Source organism: Leucobacter sp. NPDC077196 (assembly GCF_040687075.1).
Classification (GTDB): Bacteria; Actinomycetota; Actinomycetes; order Actinomycetales; family Microbacteriaceae; genus Leucobacter.
This window is the reverse complement of record NZ_JBFBML010000007.1, coordinates 84,429-100,760: the sequence shown is the minus strand read 5'-3', so window position 1 is coordinate 100,760 and position 16,332 is coordinate 84,429. Positions and strand designations below refer to the sequence as shown.

The 16,332-nt window shown below is 67.7% G+C and carries 17 protein-coding genes; 10 read left to right on the top strand and 7 right to left on the bottom strand.

Going from position 1 to position 16,332, the window contains the following annotated elements; translation table 11 throughout:
- Positions 1-4: 4 nt before the first annotated feature.
- Positions 5-868 carry a pyrroline-5-carboxylate reductase gene (gene proC, locus AB0O71_RS09180; RefSeq protein WP_363744500.1) on the bottom strand — a complete coding sequence of 288 codons (864 nt, stop codon included), beginning with the start codon at positions 866-868 and terminating at the stop codon, positions 5-7.
- Between the two features lie 137 nt (positions 869-1,005).
- Here proC and AB0O71_RS09175 point away from each other — a divergent pair, with 137 nt between their 5' ends.
- From AB0O71_RS09175 to AB0O71_RS09155, 5 genes are all read left to right on the top strand, one after another.
- Positions 1,006-1,968 (top strand): cation diffusion facilitator family transporter, encoded by a 963-nt coding sequence (locus AB0O71_RS09175; protein WP_363744498.1) that lies wholly within the window; start codon positions 1,006-1,008, stop codon positions 1,966-1,968.
- 180 nt (positions 1,969-2,148) lie between these two features.
- Positions 2,149-3,285 carry an ABC transporter substrate-binding protein gene (locus tag AB0O71_RS09170; protein WP_363744495.1) on the top strand — a complete coding sequence of 379 codons (1,137 nt, stop codon included), beginning with the start codon at positions 2,149-2,151 and terminating at the stop codon, positions 3,283-3,285.
- Positions 3,286-3,378: 93 nt separating this feature from the next.
- Positions 3,379-4,224: an ABC transporter permease gene (locus AB0O71_RS09165; protein WP_363744493.1), complete on the top strand. Its 846-nt coding sequence runs from the start codon at positions 3,379-3,381 to the stop codon at positions 4,222-4,224.
- A gap of 8 nt (positions 4,225-4,232) precedes the next feature.
- The gene (locus AB0O71_RS09160) at positions 4,233-5,063 is read left to right on the top strand and encodes an ABC transporter permease subunit (protein ID WP_363744491.1); all 831 of its coding nucleotides are present in this window, start codon (positions 4,233-4,235) and stop codon (positions 5,061-5,063) included.
- Positions 5,060-6,154, top strand: a complete 1,095-nt coding sequence (locus tag AB0O71_RS09155; RefSeq protein ID WP_363744489.1) for an ABC transporter ATP-binding protein — start codon at positions 5,060-5,062, stop codon at positions 6,152-6,154. Before AB0O71_RS09160 ends, AB0O71_RS09155 begins: the two co-directional genes overlap by 4 nt.
- A 131-nt stretch (positions 6,155-6,285) precedes the next feature.
- On the opposite strand, the gene AB0O71_RS09150 is transcribed toward AB0O71_RS09155, so the two are convergent.
- Positions 6,286-6,720, bottom strand: coding sequence for a nucleoside deaminase (locus AB0O71_RS09150; RefSeq protein ID WP_363744630.1), 435 nt, complete (start codon positions 6,718-6,720; stop codon positions 6,286-6,288).
- A gap of 56 nt (positions 6,721-6,776) precedes the next feature.
- On the opposite strand from AB0O71_RS09150, the gene upp reads away from it, so the two are divergent.
- The 3 genes from upp to AB0O71_RS09135 all read left to right on the top strand — a co-directional run bounded on the left by upp (position 6,777) and on the right by AB0O71_RS09135 (position 9,318).
- Positions 6,777-7,415: a uracil phosphoribosyltransferase gene (gene upp / locus AB0O71_RS09145; RefSeq protein ID WP_363744486.1), complete on the top strand. Its 639-nt coding sequence runs from the start codon at positions 6,777-6,779 to the stop codon at positions 7,413-7,415.
- A gap of 369 nt (positions 7,416-7,784) precedes the next feature.
- Complete coding sequence (locus tag AB0O71_RS09140; protein ID WP_363744484.1) at positions 7,785-8,480, top strand: winged helix-turn-helix domain-containing protein; 696 nt, start codon at positions 7,785-7,787, stop codon at positions 8,478-8,480.
- A 136-nt stretch (positions 8,481-8,616) separates the two neighbouring features.
- The gene (locus AB0O71_RS09135; RefSeq protein ID WP_363744482.1) at positions 8,617-9,318 is read left to right on the top strand and encodes a DUF4870 domain-containing protein; all 702 of its coding nucleotides are present in this window, start codon (positions 8,617-8,619) and stop codon (positions 9,316-9,318) included.
- Positions 9,319-9,406: 88 nt separating this feature from the next.
- On the opposite strand, the gene AB0O71_RS09130 is transcribed toward AB0O71_RS09135, so the two are convergent.
- Positions 9,407-9,757 carry a TIGR02611 family protein gene (locus tag AB0O71_RS09130; RefSeq protein ID WP_363744480.1) on the bottom strand — a complete coding sequence of 117 codons (351 nt, stop codon included), beginning with the start codon at positions 9,755-9,757 and terminating at the stop codon, positions 9,407-9,409.
- A 69-nt stretch (positions 9,758-9,826) separates the two neighbouring features.
- On the opposite strand from AB0O71_RS09130, the gene AB0O71_RS09125 reads away from it, so the two are divergent.
- Complete coding sequence (locus AB0O71_RS09125) at positions 9,827-11,071, top strand: aminotransferase class I/II-fold pyridoxal phosphate-dependent enzyme (protein ID WP_363744478.1); 1,245 nt, start codon at positions 9,827-9,829, stop codon at positions 11,069-11,071.
- Here AB0O71_RS09125 and AB0O71_RS09120 read toward each other — a convergent pair.
- The 4 genes from AB0O71_RS09120 to AB0O71_RS09105 all read right to left on the bottom strand — a co-directional run bounded on the left by AB0O71_RS09120 (position 10,974) and on the right by AB0O71_RS09105 (position 14,405).
- On the bottom strand, positions 10,974-11,978 hold the full coding sequence (locus tag AB0O71_RS09120) for a glycosyltransferase (protein WP_363744476.1): 1,005 nt from the start codon (positions 11,976-11,978) through the stop codon (positions 10,974-10,976). The two genes, AB0O71_RS09125 and AB0O71_RS09120, sit on opposite strands and share 98 nt — an antisense overlap.
- A 10-nt stretch (positions 11,979-11,988) precedes the next feature.
- On the bottom strand, positions 11,989-12,189 hold the full coding sequence (locus AB0O71_RS09115) for a CDGSH iron-sulfur domain-containing protein (RefSeq protein ID WP_363744474.1): 201 nt from the start codon (positions 12,187-12,189) through the stop codon (positions 11,989-11,991).
- Positions 12,186-13,229: an iron-containing redox enzyme family protein gene (locus AB0O71_RS09110; protein ID WP_363744472.1), complete on the bottom strand. Its 1,044-nt coding sequence runs from the start codon at positions 13,227-13,229 to the stop codon at positions 12,186-12,188. The genes AB0O71_RS09115 and AB0O71_RS09110 overlap by 4 nt, the downstream gene beginning before the upstream one ends.
- A 120-nt stretch (positions 13,230-13,349) precedes the next feature.
- Positions 13,350-14,405 carry a YihY/virulence factor BrkB family protein gene (locus AB0O71_RS09105; RefSeq protein ID WP_363744470.1) on the bottom strand — a complete coding sequence of 352 codons (1,056 nt, stop codon included), beginning with the start codon at positions 14,403-14,405 and terminating at the stop codon, positions 13,350-13,352.
- Positions 14,406-14,618: 213 nt separating this feature from the next.
- Here AB0O71_RS09105 and AB0O71_RS09100 point away from each other — a divergent pair, with 213 nt between their 5' ends.
- Positions 14,619-16,325 carry a long-chain-fatty-acid--CoA ligase gene (locus tag AB0O71_RS09100; RefSeq protein ID WP_363744468.1) on the top strand — a complete coding sequence of 569 codons (1,707 nt, stop codon included), beginning with the start codon at positions 14,619-14,621 and terminating at the stop codon, positions 16,323-16,325.
- Positions 16,326-16,332: the final 7 nt, after the last annotated feature.

Sequence of the window (16,332 nt, the reverse complement as noted above, 5' to 3'; positions counted from 1 at the left end):
GCGCTCACTCGCCGCGCTCGATCTCCTCCGAGCGGCGCACGTTTGCGGCGAGCGCACGATCGAAGAGGTCGGGCCAGCCACCGTTCTGCAGCACCAGCACCGCCTGCTCCGTCGTGCCCTTGGGGCTCGTCACGTTGCGGCGCAGGGTCTCCGGGGTCTCGTCGCTGTGCGCCCAGAGCTGCGCCGCGCCCACGATCGTCTGCTTGACGAGCGTGCGGGCCTGATCCTCAGCGAACCCGGCGCGCACCGCCGCCTCCGTCATCTCCTCGGCGTACAGGAACAGGTAGGCCGGGCCCGATCCCGACACGGCGGCGACCGCGTTGATCTGGTCTTCGCGCACGATCAGCGCCTCACCGACCGTGGCGAACAGACGCTGCACGAGCGCGACGTGCTCCGAGGTCGCAGACGCGCCGCCCGCGATGCCCGTCGCGCCGAGGCCGATGGTCGACGGCGTGTTCGGCATCGCCCGCACCACCGGAACGCCCTCGGGCAGCTCGGCCTCGATCGCGGAACTCGGAACACCCGCCGCGACACTGACCACGATGGCCCCCGGTTCGAGATCGCCCGCGATCTCGCGCACGACGTCGCGCATCATCCAGGGCTTCACTCCGAGCACGACGAGCCCGGCGCCGTGCACCGCCCGCCTGTTGGCCTCGGGGTCACGCTCCGACGATGCGGCCGTCACATCTTCCGCGCCGAAAAACGCCTGCGCGCTCGCCTCAGACTGGGTGGTCACCGCAATCGGGCGCTCGATATCGACCTCGGGCGCGCGCAACCCGGCGAGGATCGCGCCCCCCATCGACCCGACACCGATCATCGCGGTGCGAGGCAGAGGGGCAGTGGTGCAAGGTGCAGTCGTATCGTCCATCTCCCCAGTGTATGGAGCACCTCCGACAGAATGAGGGCGGCGACCTTGTCCGTTTCCATACCTCCCCGACGCGAGGTGCGTCATAGACTTGGGCCAGCAATTCGGACACTCGAGGTCCATCATGGGAGGCATCTGGAATGAGCGCGTCAGGCGGCAGCAAGGCGATCATCGCGGCATTGCTCGCCAATTTGGGAATCGCGGTGACGAAGTTCATCGCTTGGGCGTTCTCGGGATCCTCCTCGATGCTCGCAGAGGGCGTGCACTCGCTCGCCGACTCGGGAAACCAGGTACTGCTGCTCGTCGGCGGCAAGCGAGCGCAGCAGAAGGCCGATAAGGAGCACCCGTTCGGCTACGGTCGCGTCAGATACGTCTACGCCTTCGTCGTCGCGATCGTGCTCTTCTCGATCGGCGGCGTCTTCTCCGTCTACGAGGGCGTGTCGAAGATTCAGCACCCCCACGCGCTCGAGGTGTGGTGGCTCCCGCTCGCCGTGCTCCTCATCGCCATCGTGCTCGAGAGCTTCTCGCTGCGCACCGCGATCCGCGAGAGCCGGCCGCACAAGGGGACTTCGAGCTGGTTCCAGTTCATCCGCCGATCCAAGGCGCCGGAGCTGCCCGTCGTGCTGCTCGAAGACCTCGCCGCACTGCTCGGTCTGGTGTTCGCGTTCATCGGCGTCGGCCTCACGGTACTCACCGGCAACGGGCTCTTCGACGGCATCGCAACCGTCGCGATCGGCGTGCTGCTCGTGGCCGTCGCCATCGTGCTCGGCATCGAGGTCAAGAGCCTGCTGGTCGGCGAGGGCGCGAACGACGACGACGTCGCCAAGATCGAGGCGGCGCTCCTCAAGTCGCAGGACATCATTCGCATCATCCACATGAAGACCCTCTATCTCGGCCCCGACGAGTTCATGGTCGGCGCGAAGATCGACATCGCGCCGACGCGAACGATGAATGAGGTCTCGGTCATCATCAATCTCGCTGAGCGGCGCGTCCGCGAAGCCGTGCCTGCCGCGCGCGTCATCTACATCGAGCCCGATGTCTACCTCGACCCCAATGCGGCCACGCCGTCGACGAGCTCGATCGTCATGCTGTCGAGCGACTGACGTTTCGCGACGCGCAAGCGCCGCGTCGGGTGCATGCACCGTTCACCCAGCAGCCACTGCGCAGCTCCTTTCCGGCCACCGCGCACTTCTAACGTAAGGTCTCGGATCGGCCGCCCGTTCACGGGCGAGACCGCACGCGCCTCCCGGCGATCCGCACCCCATACGTTGGAAGGAACACCCGTGACCTCTCGCGCTATTCTGCGCTCCGCCGCCGTGATCACCGCACTGCTCATGGGCGGCTCGCTCGCAGCCTGCTCCACGGCGAGCAATGCCGAGGGCGGCTCGAGCACATCGACCGACGCGGCCACCGCCACCAGCGCCGAAGATTTCGGCGGCATGGACGCACTCGTGGCCGCAGCTCAGGAGGAGGGCGAGCTCAACGTCATCGCCCTGCCAGAGACCTGGGCCAACTACGGCAAGATCATCACCGGTTTCGAAGACAAGTACGGCATCACCGTCAACTCGGCTTCGCCCGACGCGTCGAGCGCCGAGGAGATTCAGGCCGCTGAGAACCTGAAGGGCCAGGACACGGCGCCAGACGTCTTCGATCTCGGCACCGCAGTGGCACTCGACAACCTCGACAAGTTCGCCCCGTACCAGGTCGAGACCTGGGACGAGATCCCCGAGGGCAACAAAGAGGCAACCGGCCTCTGGGTGAACAACTACTCGGGCATCATGTCGATCGGCTACGACGCTGACAAGCTCGAGGAGCCGAAGGCGCTGGAAGACCTGCTCGACGCGGGCTACAAGGGTTCCGTCGTGCTCAACGGCGACCCGACGCAGGCCGGCGCAGCGTTCGCCGCGGTCGGCTCGATCTCGGCGCTCAACGGCGGCGGCGTCGACGACTTCGGCCCCGGCATCGACTTCATCACCGAGCTGCGCGGAGCCGGCAACCTGCTGACCGTCGACCCGACGCCTGCGACCATCGCCTCGGGCGAGACGCCCCTCGTCTTCGACTGGTCGTTCAACAACATCGCGGCTGCCGCTGACAAGCCCAGCTGGGAGACCACCGTGCTCGAGGGCCCGGCGTACGTCTCGTTCTACAACGAGGCGATCAACAAGGATGCGCCGAACCCCGCTGCGGCACGTTTGTGGCAGGAGTGGATCTTCTCGGACGAGGTGCAGGGCCTGTACCTCGAGGCGAACGCTGTGCCGGTTCGCGCTGACGCGCTGCAGGAGGCGGGATCGGTCGACGAGTCTCTGCTCGAGGCCGCTACCTTCGGCACGACCAGCGAAGACTGGATCACTCCGACCGATGACGAGACCACTGCCGCCAACACGCTCCTCGGGGAGCGCTGGGCGGCCGCAATCAAGTAGCAACGAATCCGTGCGGTGGGGGCGTGATTCGCCCCCACCGCACGCGTGCGTCCGCATCCTCCCCTCATCTCGGCCGACCGTCACGGAGCCCACGTGAAACGCCTCTTATCGCTGCTGGGGCTCGCCCCCTTCGCCGTCTACGTCTTGTTCTTCCTCGCCGTTCCCACCGCGCTCGCCGTGGCCAGCGGCTTCACCGACGACCGCGGGTTCACGCTTGCGAACCTGCAAGTGCTCACCGCACCGGCGACGCTCAGCGCGTTCACCGCGAGCATCTGGGTCAGCGTCATCACCGCCCTCGTCGGCGCGCTCGTCGGTGCGATTCTCTGCTGGGCGCTCGCAGCCCTCCCTGAGAGCGGTCCGCTTCGCCGGGTCGTCGATGCGGCGAGCTCCGTGCTCGCGCAGTTCGGCGGCGTCATGCTCGCCTTCGCCTTCGTGGCGACGATCGGCATCCAGGGGCTGATCACGGTCACACTCCGCGAGCGCCTCGGTGTCGACATCTACGCCGACGGGGTCTGGCTGTACGAGCTGCCCGGCCTGATCCTCCCCTACGTCTACTTTCAGGTGCCGCTCATGGTCATCACCTTCTTGCCCGCGGTCGTGGCACTGAAGCCAGGTTGGGCCGAAGCGGTCGCAACACTCGGCGGCAGCAGCTTCAGTTACTGGTGGCGAGTCGGTCTTCCCGTGCTCGCGCCGGCCTTCCTCGGCTCACTGCTGCTGCTCTTCGCGAACGCGTTCTCGTCGTACGCGACGGCTGCCGCGCTCATCAGCCAAGGGGCGCAGATCGTTCCGCTGCAGATTCGAGCGGCACTGATCGGCGAGACCGGCGGCTCGAACTCCGCAACAGCAGGCGTGCTCGCCCTCGGCATGATCGTCGTGATGACCGTTGTGATGCTCGCCTACGGCCGCCTCATGGCTCGGGCCGGGCGGTGGCAGCGTTGAGCGCGCGGATGCCCGGCCGGCCCTCGCGCGGCGTCGCGTACACGGTGGTCGGAGTCATCGGCCTCGTCTTCCTCATTCCGCTGTTCGCGATGCTCGAGTTCACACTTCGCCAGACCACTGGGGGCTACGGCCCCGACCACTGGCTCGCGCTCTTCGATCCAGAGAACGCCCGCGCCTATCGGCCCTTGTTCCAGGGGCTCAGCAACTCCTTCCTGCTCGCCGCGCTCACCCTGGTCATCGTGCTCGGCGTGTTCTTCCCGACCATCGTGCTGGTGCATCTGCGGTTTCCGAAGCTCGAACGGGCCCTCGACCTGCTCACCGTGCTGCCCATCGCGATCCCCGCCATCGTGCTGGTCGTAGGTTTCGCACCGATCTACCGTGCGCTCGGCACCGTCTTCGGCTCGGGCGCGTGGTCGCTCGCGCTCGCCTACGGCGTGCTCGTGCTGCCCTTCGCGTATCGGGCGATCAACTCCGACCTGCAGGGCATGGATGCGCGCACGCGCACCGAGGCGGCCCGCTCGCTGGGGGCAGGGTGGGGCACCGTTCTCGTGCGGGTCGTCACGCCGGGCGTGCGACGCGGGCTGCTCGCGGCGTCGCTGCTCACGATCGCGATCGTGCTCGGCGAATTCACCGTCTCGTCGCTGCTCAACCGAGTGACGCTGCAGACGGCGCTGCTGCAGATCTCCAAGTCGGATCCGTTCGTCGCCGTCGCGGTATCGTTGCTCTCGCTGGTCGGCGCCTTCCTCGTTCTTCTCCTCGTCAGCAGCACCGGGGGCGCACCGCGCCGCCGCGCGCGACGCGGTGCCCGCTCGAAAACTTCCCAGGAGTCCTCATCATGAACGACACGATGACCCAGACCCGATCGGGCGCCGCGGTGCGCCTCGAACAGGTGACGAAGGCCTACGGCTCGACCACCGTGCTGCACGGGATCGACCTCGCGCTCGAACCCGGCGAGCTCATCTGCCTGCTCGGCCCGTCGGGCTGCGGCAAGACGACGGCGCTCCGCTGCATCGCCGGCCTCGAAGACGTGACCTCCGGGCGCGTGCGCATCGGCGACGACGATGTCACGGGAGTACCGGTGAACCGCCGAGACATCGGCATGGTCTTCCAGCAGTACTCGCTCTTTCCCCACCTCACCGTCACGCGCAACGTGGAGTTCGGGCTCGGCATGCGCAAGGTGCCCAAGGCCGAACGGCTCACGCGCATCGGTGAGATGCTCGAGATCGTGGGGCTCTCGCACCTCGCCGAGCGCTTTCCGCACGAGCTCTCGGGCGGGCAGCAGCAGCGCGTGGCGCTCGCGCGCGCCCTGGTCACACGCCCCCGGGCCCTGCTGCTCGACGAGCCACTCTCGGCGCTCGACGCCAAGGTGCGGGTGCGCCTGCGCGAGCAGATTCGTGCGATCCAGACCGACCTCGGCATCACCACCGTGTTCGTCACGCACGACCAGGAGGAGGCGCTCGCCATCTCCGATCGGGTCGCCGTGATGGAGGGCGGCAGGATCGCGCAGCTCGGCACCCCCGAAGACCTCTACCGCCGGCCCGCGTCGCCGTTTGTCGCCGACTTCGTCGGGCTCTCCAATCGGCTCGAAGCAACTCTGGAACAGGATCACGCGAACGTGCGCGGCGCCCGGCTCCCGATGATCGCACCGGCGGGAGCCGGCACCACCGGCGTGGTCGGCGGCCGGGTGACCGCGTACGTGCGCCCCGAGCACGTACGGCTCGCCGCAGAAGCACCGGGATCCTTCGCGACGTCGCTCAGCGGGGTGGTGCTGTCGAGCGGATTCCTCGGCCCGATCCGCCGCACGGTCGTGCAGTTCGACGACGGAACCGAGCTCGCATCGCAGCACGCCGCCGATGAGCCGTTCCGCGCGGGCGACCGCGTGACGGTCTCCTTCGCCGCCGAACCGGTCACGGTCGCGCCCCGCCCCTGACGGCCCCGCCCCGGCCGCCCCCTCCCTCCCCACGTCTGTGCGAGCGGGGTCACTCTTCGTGCGTGTCGGACATGCAACACGCACGAAGAGTGACCCCGCTCGCAGAACGTGCGCGTGGAGCGGGCGGGCCGCTAGCGGCGGCGCTCGAAGAAGGCACGCAGCAGGGTGGCGCACTCGTCGGCGCGCACCCCGCCCACCACCTCCGGCACCGCGTGCGGCAGACGTCCGTCGCGCAGCAGGTCGTAAACGCTGCCGACGGCGCCGGCCTTCTCGTCCCACGCTCCGATCACCACGCGCGCCACGCGAGCAGCGAGGATCGTGCCAGCGCACATGACGCAGGGCTCCAGCGTCACGACGAGCGTGCAGCCGTCGAGCACACGGTTTCCCCGGGCGGCAGCGGCCTCGCGAAGGGCGATCACCTCGGCGTGGCCCGTCGGGTCCGGCACCGACTCGCGCGCATTGCGGCCCGTACCGATCACGACCCCATCGGCATCGAGCACGATCGCTCCGACCGGAATCTCATCGGCGTCGAACGCGACCCGCGCCTGCTCCAGAGCGAGGCCCATCGTCTCGAACTCTGCGCGTGATGGGGGGATGGGGGTCACGCCAATAGAATAGGTGCATGCGAGTCTTCGTTGCGGATCATCCCCTCATCACCCACAAGCTCACCGTGTTGCGTGACACGAAGACCTCCCAGCCGACGTTCCGGCTCCTCATCGAAGAGCTGATGACGCTCCTCGCCTACGAGGCCACCCGCGAGGTGCGCGTCGAGCCGCACGCGATCGAGACGCCGGTCGCCCCGACCACCGGGGTGAAGCTCAGCGAGCCGCTGCCGCTCATCGTCCCGATTCTGCGTGCCGGTCTCGGCATGCTCGAAGGCATGGTGAAGCTCGTGCCCACGGCCGAGGTCGGGTTCCTCGGCATGGCGCGCGATGAGGAAACGCTCCAGCCCACGACGTACGCCGAACGCCTGCCCGATTCGCTCGCCGGGCGTCAGTGCTTCGTGCTCGACCCGATGCTCGCGACAGGAGGATCGCTGGCCGCAGCGATCAAGTTCCTGTTCGATCGTGGTGCCGATGACGTCACGGCGATCTGCGTACTCGGCACCCCGGAAGGCGTCGAGGCGATCAAGGAAGCCGCGGGCGACCGCGAGGTGACGCTGGTACTCGGAGCGCTCGACGACGGATTGAACGAGCACGCCTACATCGTGCCCGGGCTGGGCGACGCCGGCGACCGCCTGTACGGCACCGCCGACCACTGACCCGGCCGCTGCGAGAACATGGCCGCTGCAACCGCAGCTTCCGCTTGACACCCGGAGCAATGCTTTGCTTAACTTGCGGTTATGCATGAGACCATTCGTCCCCAGTCCGCCTTCGAGGTGAACTTTGGGAACCCCGGCATGATGATGCCCGGGCAGAGTGTCATGCGTTGTCGAATGTGCATGTGAACGTCTCCGAGTAGTACGTCCACTCCGCGACATCTTTCCGTCGCCGCGATCTCGGGTCGCCGCTTCCACTGAGACTCCTCGGAAGCGCTTCCCGGTTCGCCCGCACCACTGGCCGGTCACCGGCCTCCGTGTTCCGCGCACTGCTGCGAGGAACCGCATTCGACAGCCTCGAAGGACATCATCATGAACGCCATCACCCAGACTCTCCGCGCCGCCCGCCCTGACCTCGCCGCAGACTTCGCGCCGCAGCCCGCTTCCGAGCGCCGCGTGCCCGAAGGCACCGAGGTGCGCGGTTTCGCACTCTACGTCGGGCTCGCCGACGACAAGATCGCTGACGGCGACCCGAAGCTCGGGGCGATCGTCACCCGCATCAAGCAGCTCGTCGCCGAGCTCGCCCCCGCGGCCGACACGTACGCCGCCGTCGCTCTCGCTCCCGAGCACACCGGCGGTCGCGATGTCGACGTGGTGCGCCTTGCACTCGGCGACCCCGCTGCCGTCGCCCGCCAGAAGCAGCACGAGGCCGAGGAGCAGGATCATGCCGCGAGCGGCGTGATCCTCGATCTCTCGCGCAAGCGCGTGCTGCTCGACAACGTCACGGCGGCCCTCACCTTCCGCGAGTTCGAACTGCTGCAGTACCTCGTGCTGCGCGAGGGGCGCACGATCAGCCGCGAGGAGCTCATCTCCGCGCTGTGGAGCGAAGGCAGCGACGAAGAGGCTCCGAGTGAGCGCACGATCGACGTGCACATCCGCCGCCTCCGCGTGAAGCTGGCACAGTACCAGGACATCGTGCGCACGGTGCGAGGCACGGGGTACCGGTTCGACCGTCACGCTGACGTCGCGATCCTCCACACGGCGGCCCCGAGCCCCGACGCGTTCTGAGAACGCGTCCCGCAAGCCCGACGCGTTCTGAAGCGCGTTGCCGCCCGATCACCGCGGGCGGCGCAATGAGCTACCGCGATCCCTGGCACCTGCGGTAGCCTCAGAGTCGCATCCGACGTTCTGAAGGAGACCGAACATGACTACGTTGCCCCCCGAGGATCAGCCGGACCGGGAAGCCTCCGGCCCCGTCTCAGACAATCCGTTCTCAGGCGATCCTGCACCGACGACTCCCCCGGCTCCTCCGGTTCCGCCCACGGTGCCCCAGGCTCCCCCGGCAGCTCCCGAAACGCCGCCGACTGCGCCGCAGTTCCAATCGCAGCCGCAGTTCGAAGCGCCGAGCACCCCGCCCGTGCCGCCGCAGGCACCGCAGTACCAGGCGCCCCCGGCTCAGCAGCAGCCGCAGTCTCAGCAGCCGCCGAACTTCGGAGCGCCCGGCCAGACGCCCCCGCCCCCCGGCGGATACCAGCAACCGCCGGCAGGGTACGCCCAGCCTGTCGCTGATCCGGCAACCAATGTCGTGCTCAACTACTGGCTGTCGGTCTTCTTTTCCTGGATTCCCGCGCTGATCTTCTATTTGATCGACAAGGACAAGGGTGACCAGCGCCTGTACGCCTACCAGCGCGACAACCTGAACTTCTCGCTGCTGCGCGTCGGCCTCGTCATCGCCACCTGGATCCTCGCGCTCATCCCCTACATCGGGGCGATCTTCGGCTTCCTGCTCGGCATCGGCTCGCTCGTGCTGTTCATCTTCCACATCATCGCCGCCGTGAAGGCGAGCGAGGGCTTCCGCCGCGGCGAGCAGCCCGGCTTCATCTTCAACATTCCGCTCATCAAGTAGCGGCGCACTGACTACAAAGGCGCCCCGTTCCGCTTCAGGCGGATTCGGGGCGCCTTCGTCGTCCGCGCGCTGAGCGCCGAAGACCGGTTCAGGTGCCGAGAGCAGCACGGCGCGAGCGCCATGCTCGCCAGCGCTCGGCGAAGCGAGCGAGGGCCATGCGCGCCCACACGAGCAGCCGTCGTGCCCAGTGGAACTCAGTGCCGAGGATCGCCAACCCGAAGAATACGATGAGCCAGCCCGGCCCCGGTAGCGGCACGAGGATCAACCCGACGACGACCACCAGTGCGCCGACCGCGGTGAGCACGACGCGATACAGGGTGTCGAGCCACCGGCGCCGCTTGATGACCGCGCGGACCCGTGACGAGCTATGAACCACCCGATGCCAGCGGCGATCATTGCGGCCGCCTGGAGCAGCTCGACGTGCATGGGGTGTGGGCATGGGGAGAGCCTAGGTCGTGACGCTGGCAGCCCGCCGCAATTCAGGTGAGTGCGCGCTTAGACTGGCCGAATGACTGAGCGATGGCGATCCGTGGCGACCGCGGCAGGGCTGGCGGCAGCGGACGGCTCGACCCGGCCGACGATCTTCGCGGAGATGACCGCTCTCGCCATCGCCACCGACGCTGCGAATCTCGGGCAGGGCTTTCCCGACGCCGACGGCCCGGAGTGGATTCGGCGCATCGCCGCTGACGCGATCCTGCACGGGGCCAACCAGTACCCGCCCGGGCGCGGCATCCCGGTGCTGCGCGAGGCGATCGCACAGCACCGTCTGCGGCACACCGGCATCGTCGTCGACCCTGCGACCGAGGTGCTCGTCACCGCGGGTGCGACGGAAGCCCTTGCCGCAGCGCTGCTCGCATTCGCCGGCCCGGGTGATGAGGTCGTCACCCTCGAACCGTTCTACGATGCGTACCCCGCGCTCATCACGATGTCGGGCGCGACCCACGTGGCGGTGCCACTGCGGTACGCCGACGGAGCATTCCGAGTGGATCGCGGCGCGCTCGCGGCTGCGGTCGGCGCCCGCACGCGCGTGATCGTGATCAACACGCCGCACAATCCCACCGGCACCGTGCTGAGCGCCGACGAGCTCGAAATCGTTGCAGAAGCGGCGAAACGCGCCGACGCGATCGTGCTGACCGACGAGGTGTACGAGCATCTGACCTTCGATGGCGCTCGGCATCACTCAGTGGCGGCGATCGACGGCATGGCCGAACGAACCGTGACCGTCTCCTCGTCGGGCAAGACATTCTCGCTCACCGGATGGAAGATCGGATGGGCCGTCGGGCCGGCGCCACTCATCGAGGCGATCACGGCGGTGAAGCAGTATCTCACCTACTCGGGCGGCGCCCCGTTCCAGCCGGCGATCGCCCGAGCGCTCGTCGAGGGCGACGCCGACATTCTCGAGCTGCGAGATTCGCTGGCGGATCGCCGCGACCTGCTCATCTCCGGCCTCCGCCGCGCCGGCTTCGATCTGGTGGTGCCGGGCGGCACGTACTTCGTGTGCGCCGACGCGGCGCCGTTTCTGAGCGACGCCGTGCCCGACGGGGCGGCGTTCGCACGCGCACTCCCGCACACGGTCGGGGTGGCGTGCGTCCCGGTCTCGGCCTTCTGCCGAGCCGGATCGGAGACCGCGGCGGCGCTCTCCTCCTGGGTCCGCTTCACCTTCGTGAAAGATGAGCAGACGCTGCGAACTGCGGTCGAACGCCTCGCCGGATTGCGCTCCGCAACTGCGCTTCCGAGTGAGCCGCGCGCTTGAGCCGCGAGTCCCCATAGCGCACGCCGCCGCGAAGTCGCAGCACCAGAGCGACCCAAATCGTGACTCCGCGTTCGAGCACCCACAACGGCGCCCACCAGGGAGCGCTCCGCGGGAAGACCGTGTGTCCGTTGCTGCGTCGCCGGCCTCGCTCTGCGATGACCAGGATCGTGCCGAATAGGGCGATGCCGCGCATCCGCTTGCGCAGGGACCAGAGCACGAGCGGGAGAATCGCCGCTTCTGCGAGCAGACGCGCGGGCTGCGCCCAGCTGTCGTACGCCTGACGCACGCGCTGGGAGCGGAAGTGGCGTGCCGAAGGCGGGCGCCGCGCGACGTAGATGTCGGGACGGTGCGCGATTCTGCCCCCGTTGGTGCGAACCGTGCGTTCGAGTTCGAGGTTCTCGAACAGCACGTCGGGGTCATACCCGCCCATGTCGATGAACGTCGAGCGCCGGAGTCCGTACGTGCCCGGATAGTCTGCGCCCAGCGCACGGTTCAACAGGCTGCGGCCGGTGTCCCACCTCGCGTGCCAGGGAGCCGGGCTGAAGTAATTCTGCGGTGTAACAAGATCCGCGTCGCGCAGCGCACAGATCACCGCGGTCGCAGCGGAGCGGTCGTAGCGCACGTCGTCGTCGGCGAGAATGATGTGCTCGTGCCGGGCGGCTGCAACGCCTGCGAGTACGCCGTACACCTTGCCGTTGCCTGCGCCAGAGCGATCCACCGGAAGGTGCCGCACGATCCCGAGCCAGGCGTCCGCGTGCGCCCTGAACTGCGTCTCGTCCGAGCCGTCCATGACCGTGACGTCGATCCAGGTCGTGAGTTCTCGCAGATACGACGTCATCTCCGCGAGCCCGGTGTCAGTGCTCCAGCGCAGCGGGATGACGTACTCCGCCGATTCCCGGTCGCCCATCACGCCGCCCCTAATCGTCCGTGCGGAATCCGGAGAGCCGGTGCGTTCCATCGCAGAACGGTTTGATCGTCGAGAGGCCGCATCTGCAGAGCGCGACCGTGCGCCGCTTCTGCGGAATCGGCTCCCCGTCCGAGGTCCGCAGGTTGATCGCGCCGCGCACGATCAACGGGCCGTCGGGGTACGGCGTGATCGTCGGCTCCTCGGCAGTCATGCGGTTGCCTGCTCTCGGAGCGACGAGCGCCCCGCCGTCCACGCGTCGAGCATGTGCTCCCCCATCCAGCCGTCGACGGTCAGGCACGCAGCCGCGCCGAACATGATGTCGGGAAGCAGCTCTGGCCGATCCTCCGCGAGCGCACCGGCCATGTCACGACCCGCGATCTGCTCGTGCACCGCATCGGCTTCGACGTGCTCGTCGAAGTAGTCAGTCACTTCCTCGCCGTACCCGAGGCGTCGGAACCCGTCGCCGTACAGCCGATTCGGGATGGCAGAGGTCATCTCGAACGCCGCGAGATGACCCACAATCGCTCCGACGAGTCGTCGGTTGAGACCGAACATCGACATCGCGTTGTGCGAGGCGAACGTGATCGCCGGAACGACGTCGACGTACCGCCCGTACGCGTCGTCGAGGCCTGCCCCGCGCATCGTCTTCGCGTAGATCGTGGCGTGGACCCGGTCCGCTCGGCCGCTCCCGTATTCGTCCGCCTGAATCTCGACCAGTGCCGCCTTCGCTCCCCCGCGCAGGCGCGGAATCGCCCACGAGTGCGGATCAGCTTCGCGGAGCGTGTAGATCGACTTCTGCATCAGGAACTCTTCGGCCTGCGCTCGCGTCGCTCGCTTGGCGAAGTACCGCGACAGGCTGGGTCCGGCATCCGCCGAGGTCAATTCGAAGAGCGCTTTTGCCACCGCTCGCGCCTGCGGTTCGGGCGTATCGGGAACCGGTACCCGAGCGCGCAGGTCAGCTTCAAAGGCCGTCTCGAGCACCGTTCGCGCCTCGATGAGCGCGACGTCCCACTCGCACTCGGCCGAAATGCCGTCGATCGAGCCGTAGTGGCTCGCGTACAGCAAAAAGAGCGCGAGCTGAATGTCGTCGTCGTGCGTCACGTCCGTGCTCTTCTCGACCGCGACGCGCGCCGCTGCCGGAACCGAAGTGGTCTCGCCCGCCCCGGCGAGACAGCGCAGCAGCGATTCGCTCACAGGCCCCCGCGGTTCGAACGCGAGCAGTTGGGGTGACGTGTCGACGGTGATGGACATGAGGCTCCTATCTCTCTTCCTCTCAGCTTGCCCAAGCGGCCGGGGTTCGACCAGGGCTTGGCGTCGCGAGAGCAGGTGCGCTATGCCCGGTTTCGGCCGGATCGTCGCCGACTGGAGCCATCATTCGCCGTTTCGCAGCCGGATCTCCCGGGCTTCGTCGATGTCCTTCTGTTCCTTCTGCGCGGCCTTTTCGCTCTTCCGCGTGTCGCGCGGGGGCAGCTGAATGCGTTCTTCGGCGGGCATTCCGGCCTGCAGCTCACGGCCGCGCTCCAGCTCGGCGTCGAACTCCGCTCCGAACAGAATGGCGTTGTTCGCGATCCAGAGCCAGAGGAGAAAGATGATCACTCCGGCAAGCGAGCCGTAGGTCTTGTCGTAGTTGGAGAAGTTCGCGACGTAAAGGCCGAACGCGGCCGTTGCGATCGCGAGCAGAATGAGAGCGAGGAATGCCCCCATGCTCATCCAGCGGAACTTCGGCTGCTTGGCGTTCGGCGTGGAGTAATACAGAATCGCCAGAATCAGCGCGAACACCACGGCGAGCACGGGCCACTTCGCGATCGACCACACCATCGTGGCGGTCCCCCCGATCCCAAGGGCAGATCCGACTGCATCTGCGACAGGACCGGAGACCACCAGGATGACTGACGCGATCACGATCAGCACGAGGCAGATGAGCGTGATGAGCAATTGGATCGGCTTGAGCTTCCAGACCGGCCGCCCCTCTTCGATCTCATAGATCTTGTTCATCGCCCGGCTGAACGCCGTGACGTACCCGGAAGCCGACCAGATGGCGATGACCAGACCGCTAACCAGCGCGAATCCCGCAGCCGGTGAAGTGGCGAACTGCTCGATGGGCCCGCGCACCACGTCTGCCGCCCCTCCCGGTGCGACTTCGTCGACGATGTCGAGGATCGCGTCGGTCGCGGCGGGACCCTGGCCGAACACACCCAGTAGGGAGAAGATCGCGATCAGCGCGGGGAAGAGTGCGAGCACCGCGTAGTACGTGAGGCTCGCCGCGATATCGATGCACTGGTCTGCGCCGAACTCACGAAGCGTCTTGCGCAGTACGTAGAACCAGGAGCGCTTGTGCAGGTCGGTCGGGCCGTCGGGCTTCCGCGGATCCTCGGGGTGCGGTGCGTTCTTCCGGGTGTCGGTTGGCGGAGTGCGATCCGTATTCATCAGTTGCTCTTCCCGTTCTGGCTCGAAGATGCGATAGAGGTGCCCCCAGTCAATTACGGCCGCTGCGGTAGGTCAGCGGGGTCGCGCCCTCGTCACGGCTGCCCTATAGTGGTGCGCTCTGCGCAGACGCACGCTGATGCGGGCCGATGCGGGCCGATGCGGAGAGCCGAGAATATTCTGTCGAGGCGACCGCCGAGACGGCAGGATAGAGACATGGTCGCCTCCCCTTACGCTTCTCGCCCGTGGATCGCCTCGTACGCGGAGCACGTGCCCGCCGAGATCGACGAACCGACGCAGACGCTTCCCGAAATGCTGGCGGCGAGCGTGCAGGCATTCCCCTCCCATGTCGCACTCGAGTTCTTCAGCGCCCCGACGAGCTATCGGCAGCTCGGCGAGCAGGTTGAACGCGCTGCCGAAGGCTTGCGACGGATCGGCGTCACGAAGGGCGATCGGGTCGCGCTCGTGCTTCCGAACTGTCCACAGCACGTCGTGGCGTTCTACGCCGTGCTGCGGCTCGGCGCCATCGTCGTCGAGCACAATCCCCTCTACACGGCCCGCGAGCTGCGCCATCAGTTCGAAGACCACGGAGCCCGATTCGCCATCGCGTGGGACAAGGTCGTCGACACCATCGCGGGCTTCCCATCGGACCTCGAGCTCGAGCGCATCGTCAGCGTCGATCTCACCGCGGCGATGCCCCGAGCACAGCGTCTCCTGCTGCGCCTGCCGCTGCCAGCAGCACGCGCATCACGGGCGAAGCTCACGGCTGCTCCTGCGGCGAAGCATCTCATCTCCTGGAAATCGCTCCTCGATCATCGCCGGCTCTCGCGACGCGTCGCCGGTCCGTCACTGAGCGATACCGCACTCCTGCAGTACACCAGCGGCACCACCGGCACGCCGAAGGGCGCGATCCTCACGCACGCAAATCTGCGGGCCAATGCCATGCAGGGGCGGGCCTGGGTGCCCGGGCTCGAGCCGGGAGCCGAAACGTTCTACGGGGTGCTTCCGCTCTTCCACGCGTACGGCATGACGCTGTGCCTGACCTTCGCGATGAGCATCGGCGCGAAACTCGTGCTGTTTCCGACCTTCGACGTCGGCCTGGTCACGAAGGCGGCGCGCAAGAGCCCTCCGACCTTTCTGCCCGCGGTACCCCCGATCTACGACCAACTCGCGCGCGCGGCGTCGCGAGGGACCATTGATCTCTCGAGCGTGCGCTTCGCGATCTCTGGAGCCATGAGTCTTCCGGTTGCGACGGTGGAGCGATGGGAAGAAGCGACCGGCGGCCTGCTCGTCGAGGGCTACGGCATGACCGAGAGTTCGCCGGTGGCCCTCGGGAATCCGATCGGCAAGACGCGGCGGCCGGGAACGGTGGGCGTGCCGTTTCCCAGCACCGAGATCCGCGTCGTCGACCCCGAAGACCCGACGGTCGACGTCGCGCTCGGGGTAACGGGCGAACTCCTCCTTCGCGGGCCGCAGGTGTTTCAGGGGTACTGGGGGCGTCCGATTGAAACGGCGGAGACACTGCTGCCCGACGGGTGGCTCAGAACCGGCGATATCGCCGAGGTCTCTGAAGACGGCTTCGTGACGATCGTCGACCGGCTCAAGGAGATCATCATCACCGGGGGCTTCAACGTGTCGCCCAGCGAGGTCGAGAGTGCCCTCGCCGCGCACCCGGACGTGGTCGCGGCCGCCGTCGTGGGAGTACCGCGGCCCGACGGCGGCGAGGAGGTCGCCGCCGCGGTCGTGCTCCGCGATCGCGCAGAGTTCGACCCCGGCGCCCTGCGGGACTTCTGCCGCACGCGCCTCACCCCGTACAAGGTGCCGCGACGATTCGTCCAGGTCGAAGACCTCCCCCGCTCGCTCATCGGCAAGGTGCTCCGTCGCAGCGTGCGCGAAAAGATGATCGCCGGTTCCGCGCACTAATGGGGCT

What these genes read in the sequence shown, in the direction of transcription:
- proC (WP_363744500.1), bottom strand. Translation starts at nt 868, where the DNA reads ATGGACGATACGACTGCACCTTGCACCACTGCCCCTCTGCCTCGCACC.
- AB0O71_RS09175 (WP_363744498.1), top strand. Translation starts at nt 1,006, where the DNA reads ATGAGCGCGTCAGGCGGCAGCAAGGCGATCATCGCGGCATTGCTCGCC.
- AB0O71_RS09160 (WP_363744491.1), top strand. Translation starts at nt 4,233, where the DNA reads ATGCCCGGCCGGCCCTCGCGCGGCGTCGCGTACACGGTGGTCGGAGTC.
- AB0O71_RS09155 (WP_363744489.1), top strand. Translation starts at nt 5,060, where the DNA reads ATGAACGACACGATGACCCAGACCCGATCGGGCGCCGCGGTGCGCCTC.
- AB0O71_RS09150 (WP_363744630.1), bottom strand. Translation starts at nt 6,720, where the DNA reads ATGGGCCTCGCTCTGGAGCAGGCGCGGGTCGCGTTCGACGCCGATGAG.
- upp (WP_363744486.1), top strand. Translation starts at nt 6,777, where the DNA reads ATGCGAGTCTTCGTTGCGGATCATCCCCTCATCACCCACAAGCTCACC.
- AB0O71_RS09140 (WP_363744484.1), top strand. Translation starts at nt 7,785, where the DNA reads ATGAACGCCATCACCCAGACTCTCCGCGCCGCCCGCCCTGACCTCGCC.
- AB0O71_RS09135 (WP_363744482.1), top strand. Translation starts at nt 8,617, where the DNA reads ATGACTACGTTGCCCCCCGAGGATCAGCCGGACCGGGAAGCCTCCGGC.
- AB0O71_RS09130 (WP_363744480.1), bottom strand. Translation starts at nt 9,757, where the DNA reads ATGCCCACACCCCATGCACGTCGAGCTGCTCCAGGCGGCCGCAATGAT.
- AB0O71_RS09125 (WP_363744478.1), top strand. Translation starts at nt 9,827, where the DNA reads ATGACTGAGCGATGGCGATCCGTGGCGACCGCGGCAGGGCTGGCGGCA.
- AB0O71_RS09120 (WP_363744476.1), bottom strand. Translation starts at nt 11,978, where the DNA reads ATGGGCGACCGGGAATCGGCGGAGTACGTCATCCCGCTGCGCTGGAGC.
- AB0O71_RS09115 (WP_363744474.1), bottom strand. Translation starts at nt 12,189, where the DNA reads ATGACTGCCGAGGAGCCGACGATCACGCCGTACCCCGACGGCCCGTTG.
- AB0O71_RS09110 (WP_363744472.1), bottom strand. Translation starts at nt 13,229, where the DNA reads ATGTCCATCACCGTCGACACGTCACCCCAACTGCTCGCGTTCGAACCG.
- AB0O71_RS09105 (WP_363744470.1), bottom strand. Translation starts at nt 14,405, where the DNA reads ATGAATACGGATCGCACTCCGCCAACCGACACCCGGAAGAACGCACCG.
- AB0O71_RS09100 (WP_363744468.1), top strand. Translation starts at nt 14,619, where the DNA reads ATGGTCGCCTCCCCTTACGCTTCTCGCCCGTGGATCGCCTCGTACGCG.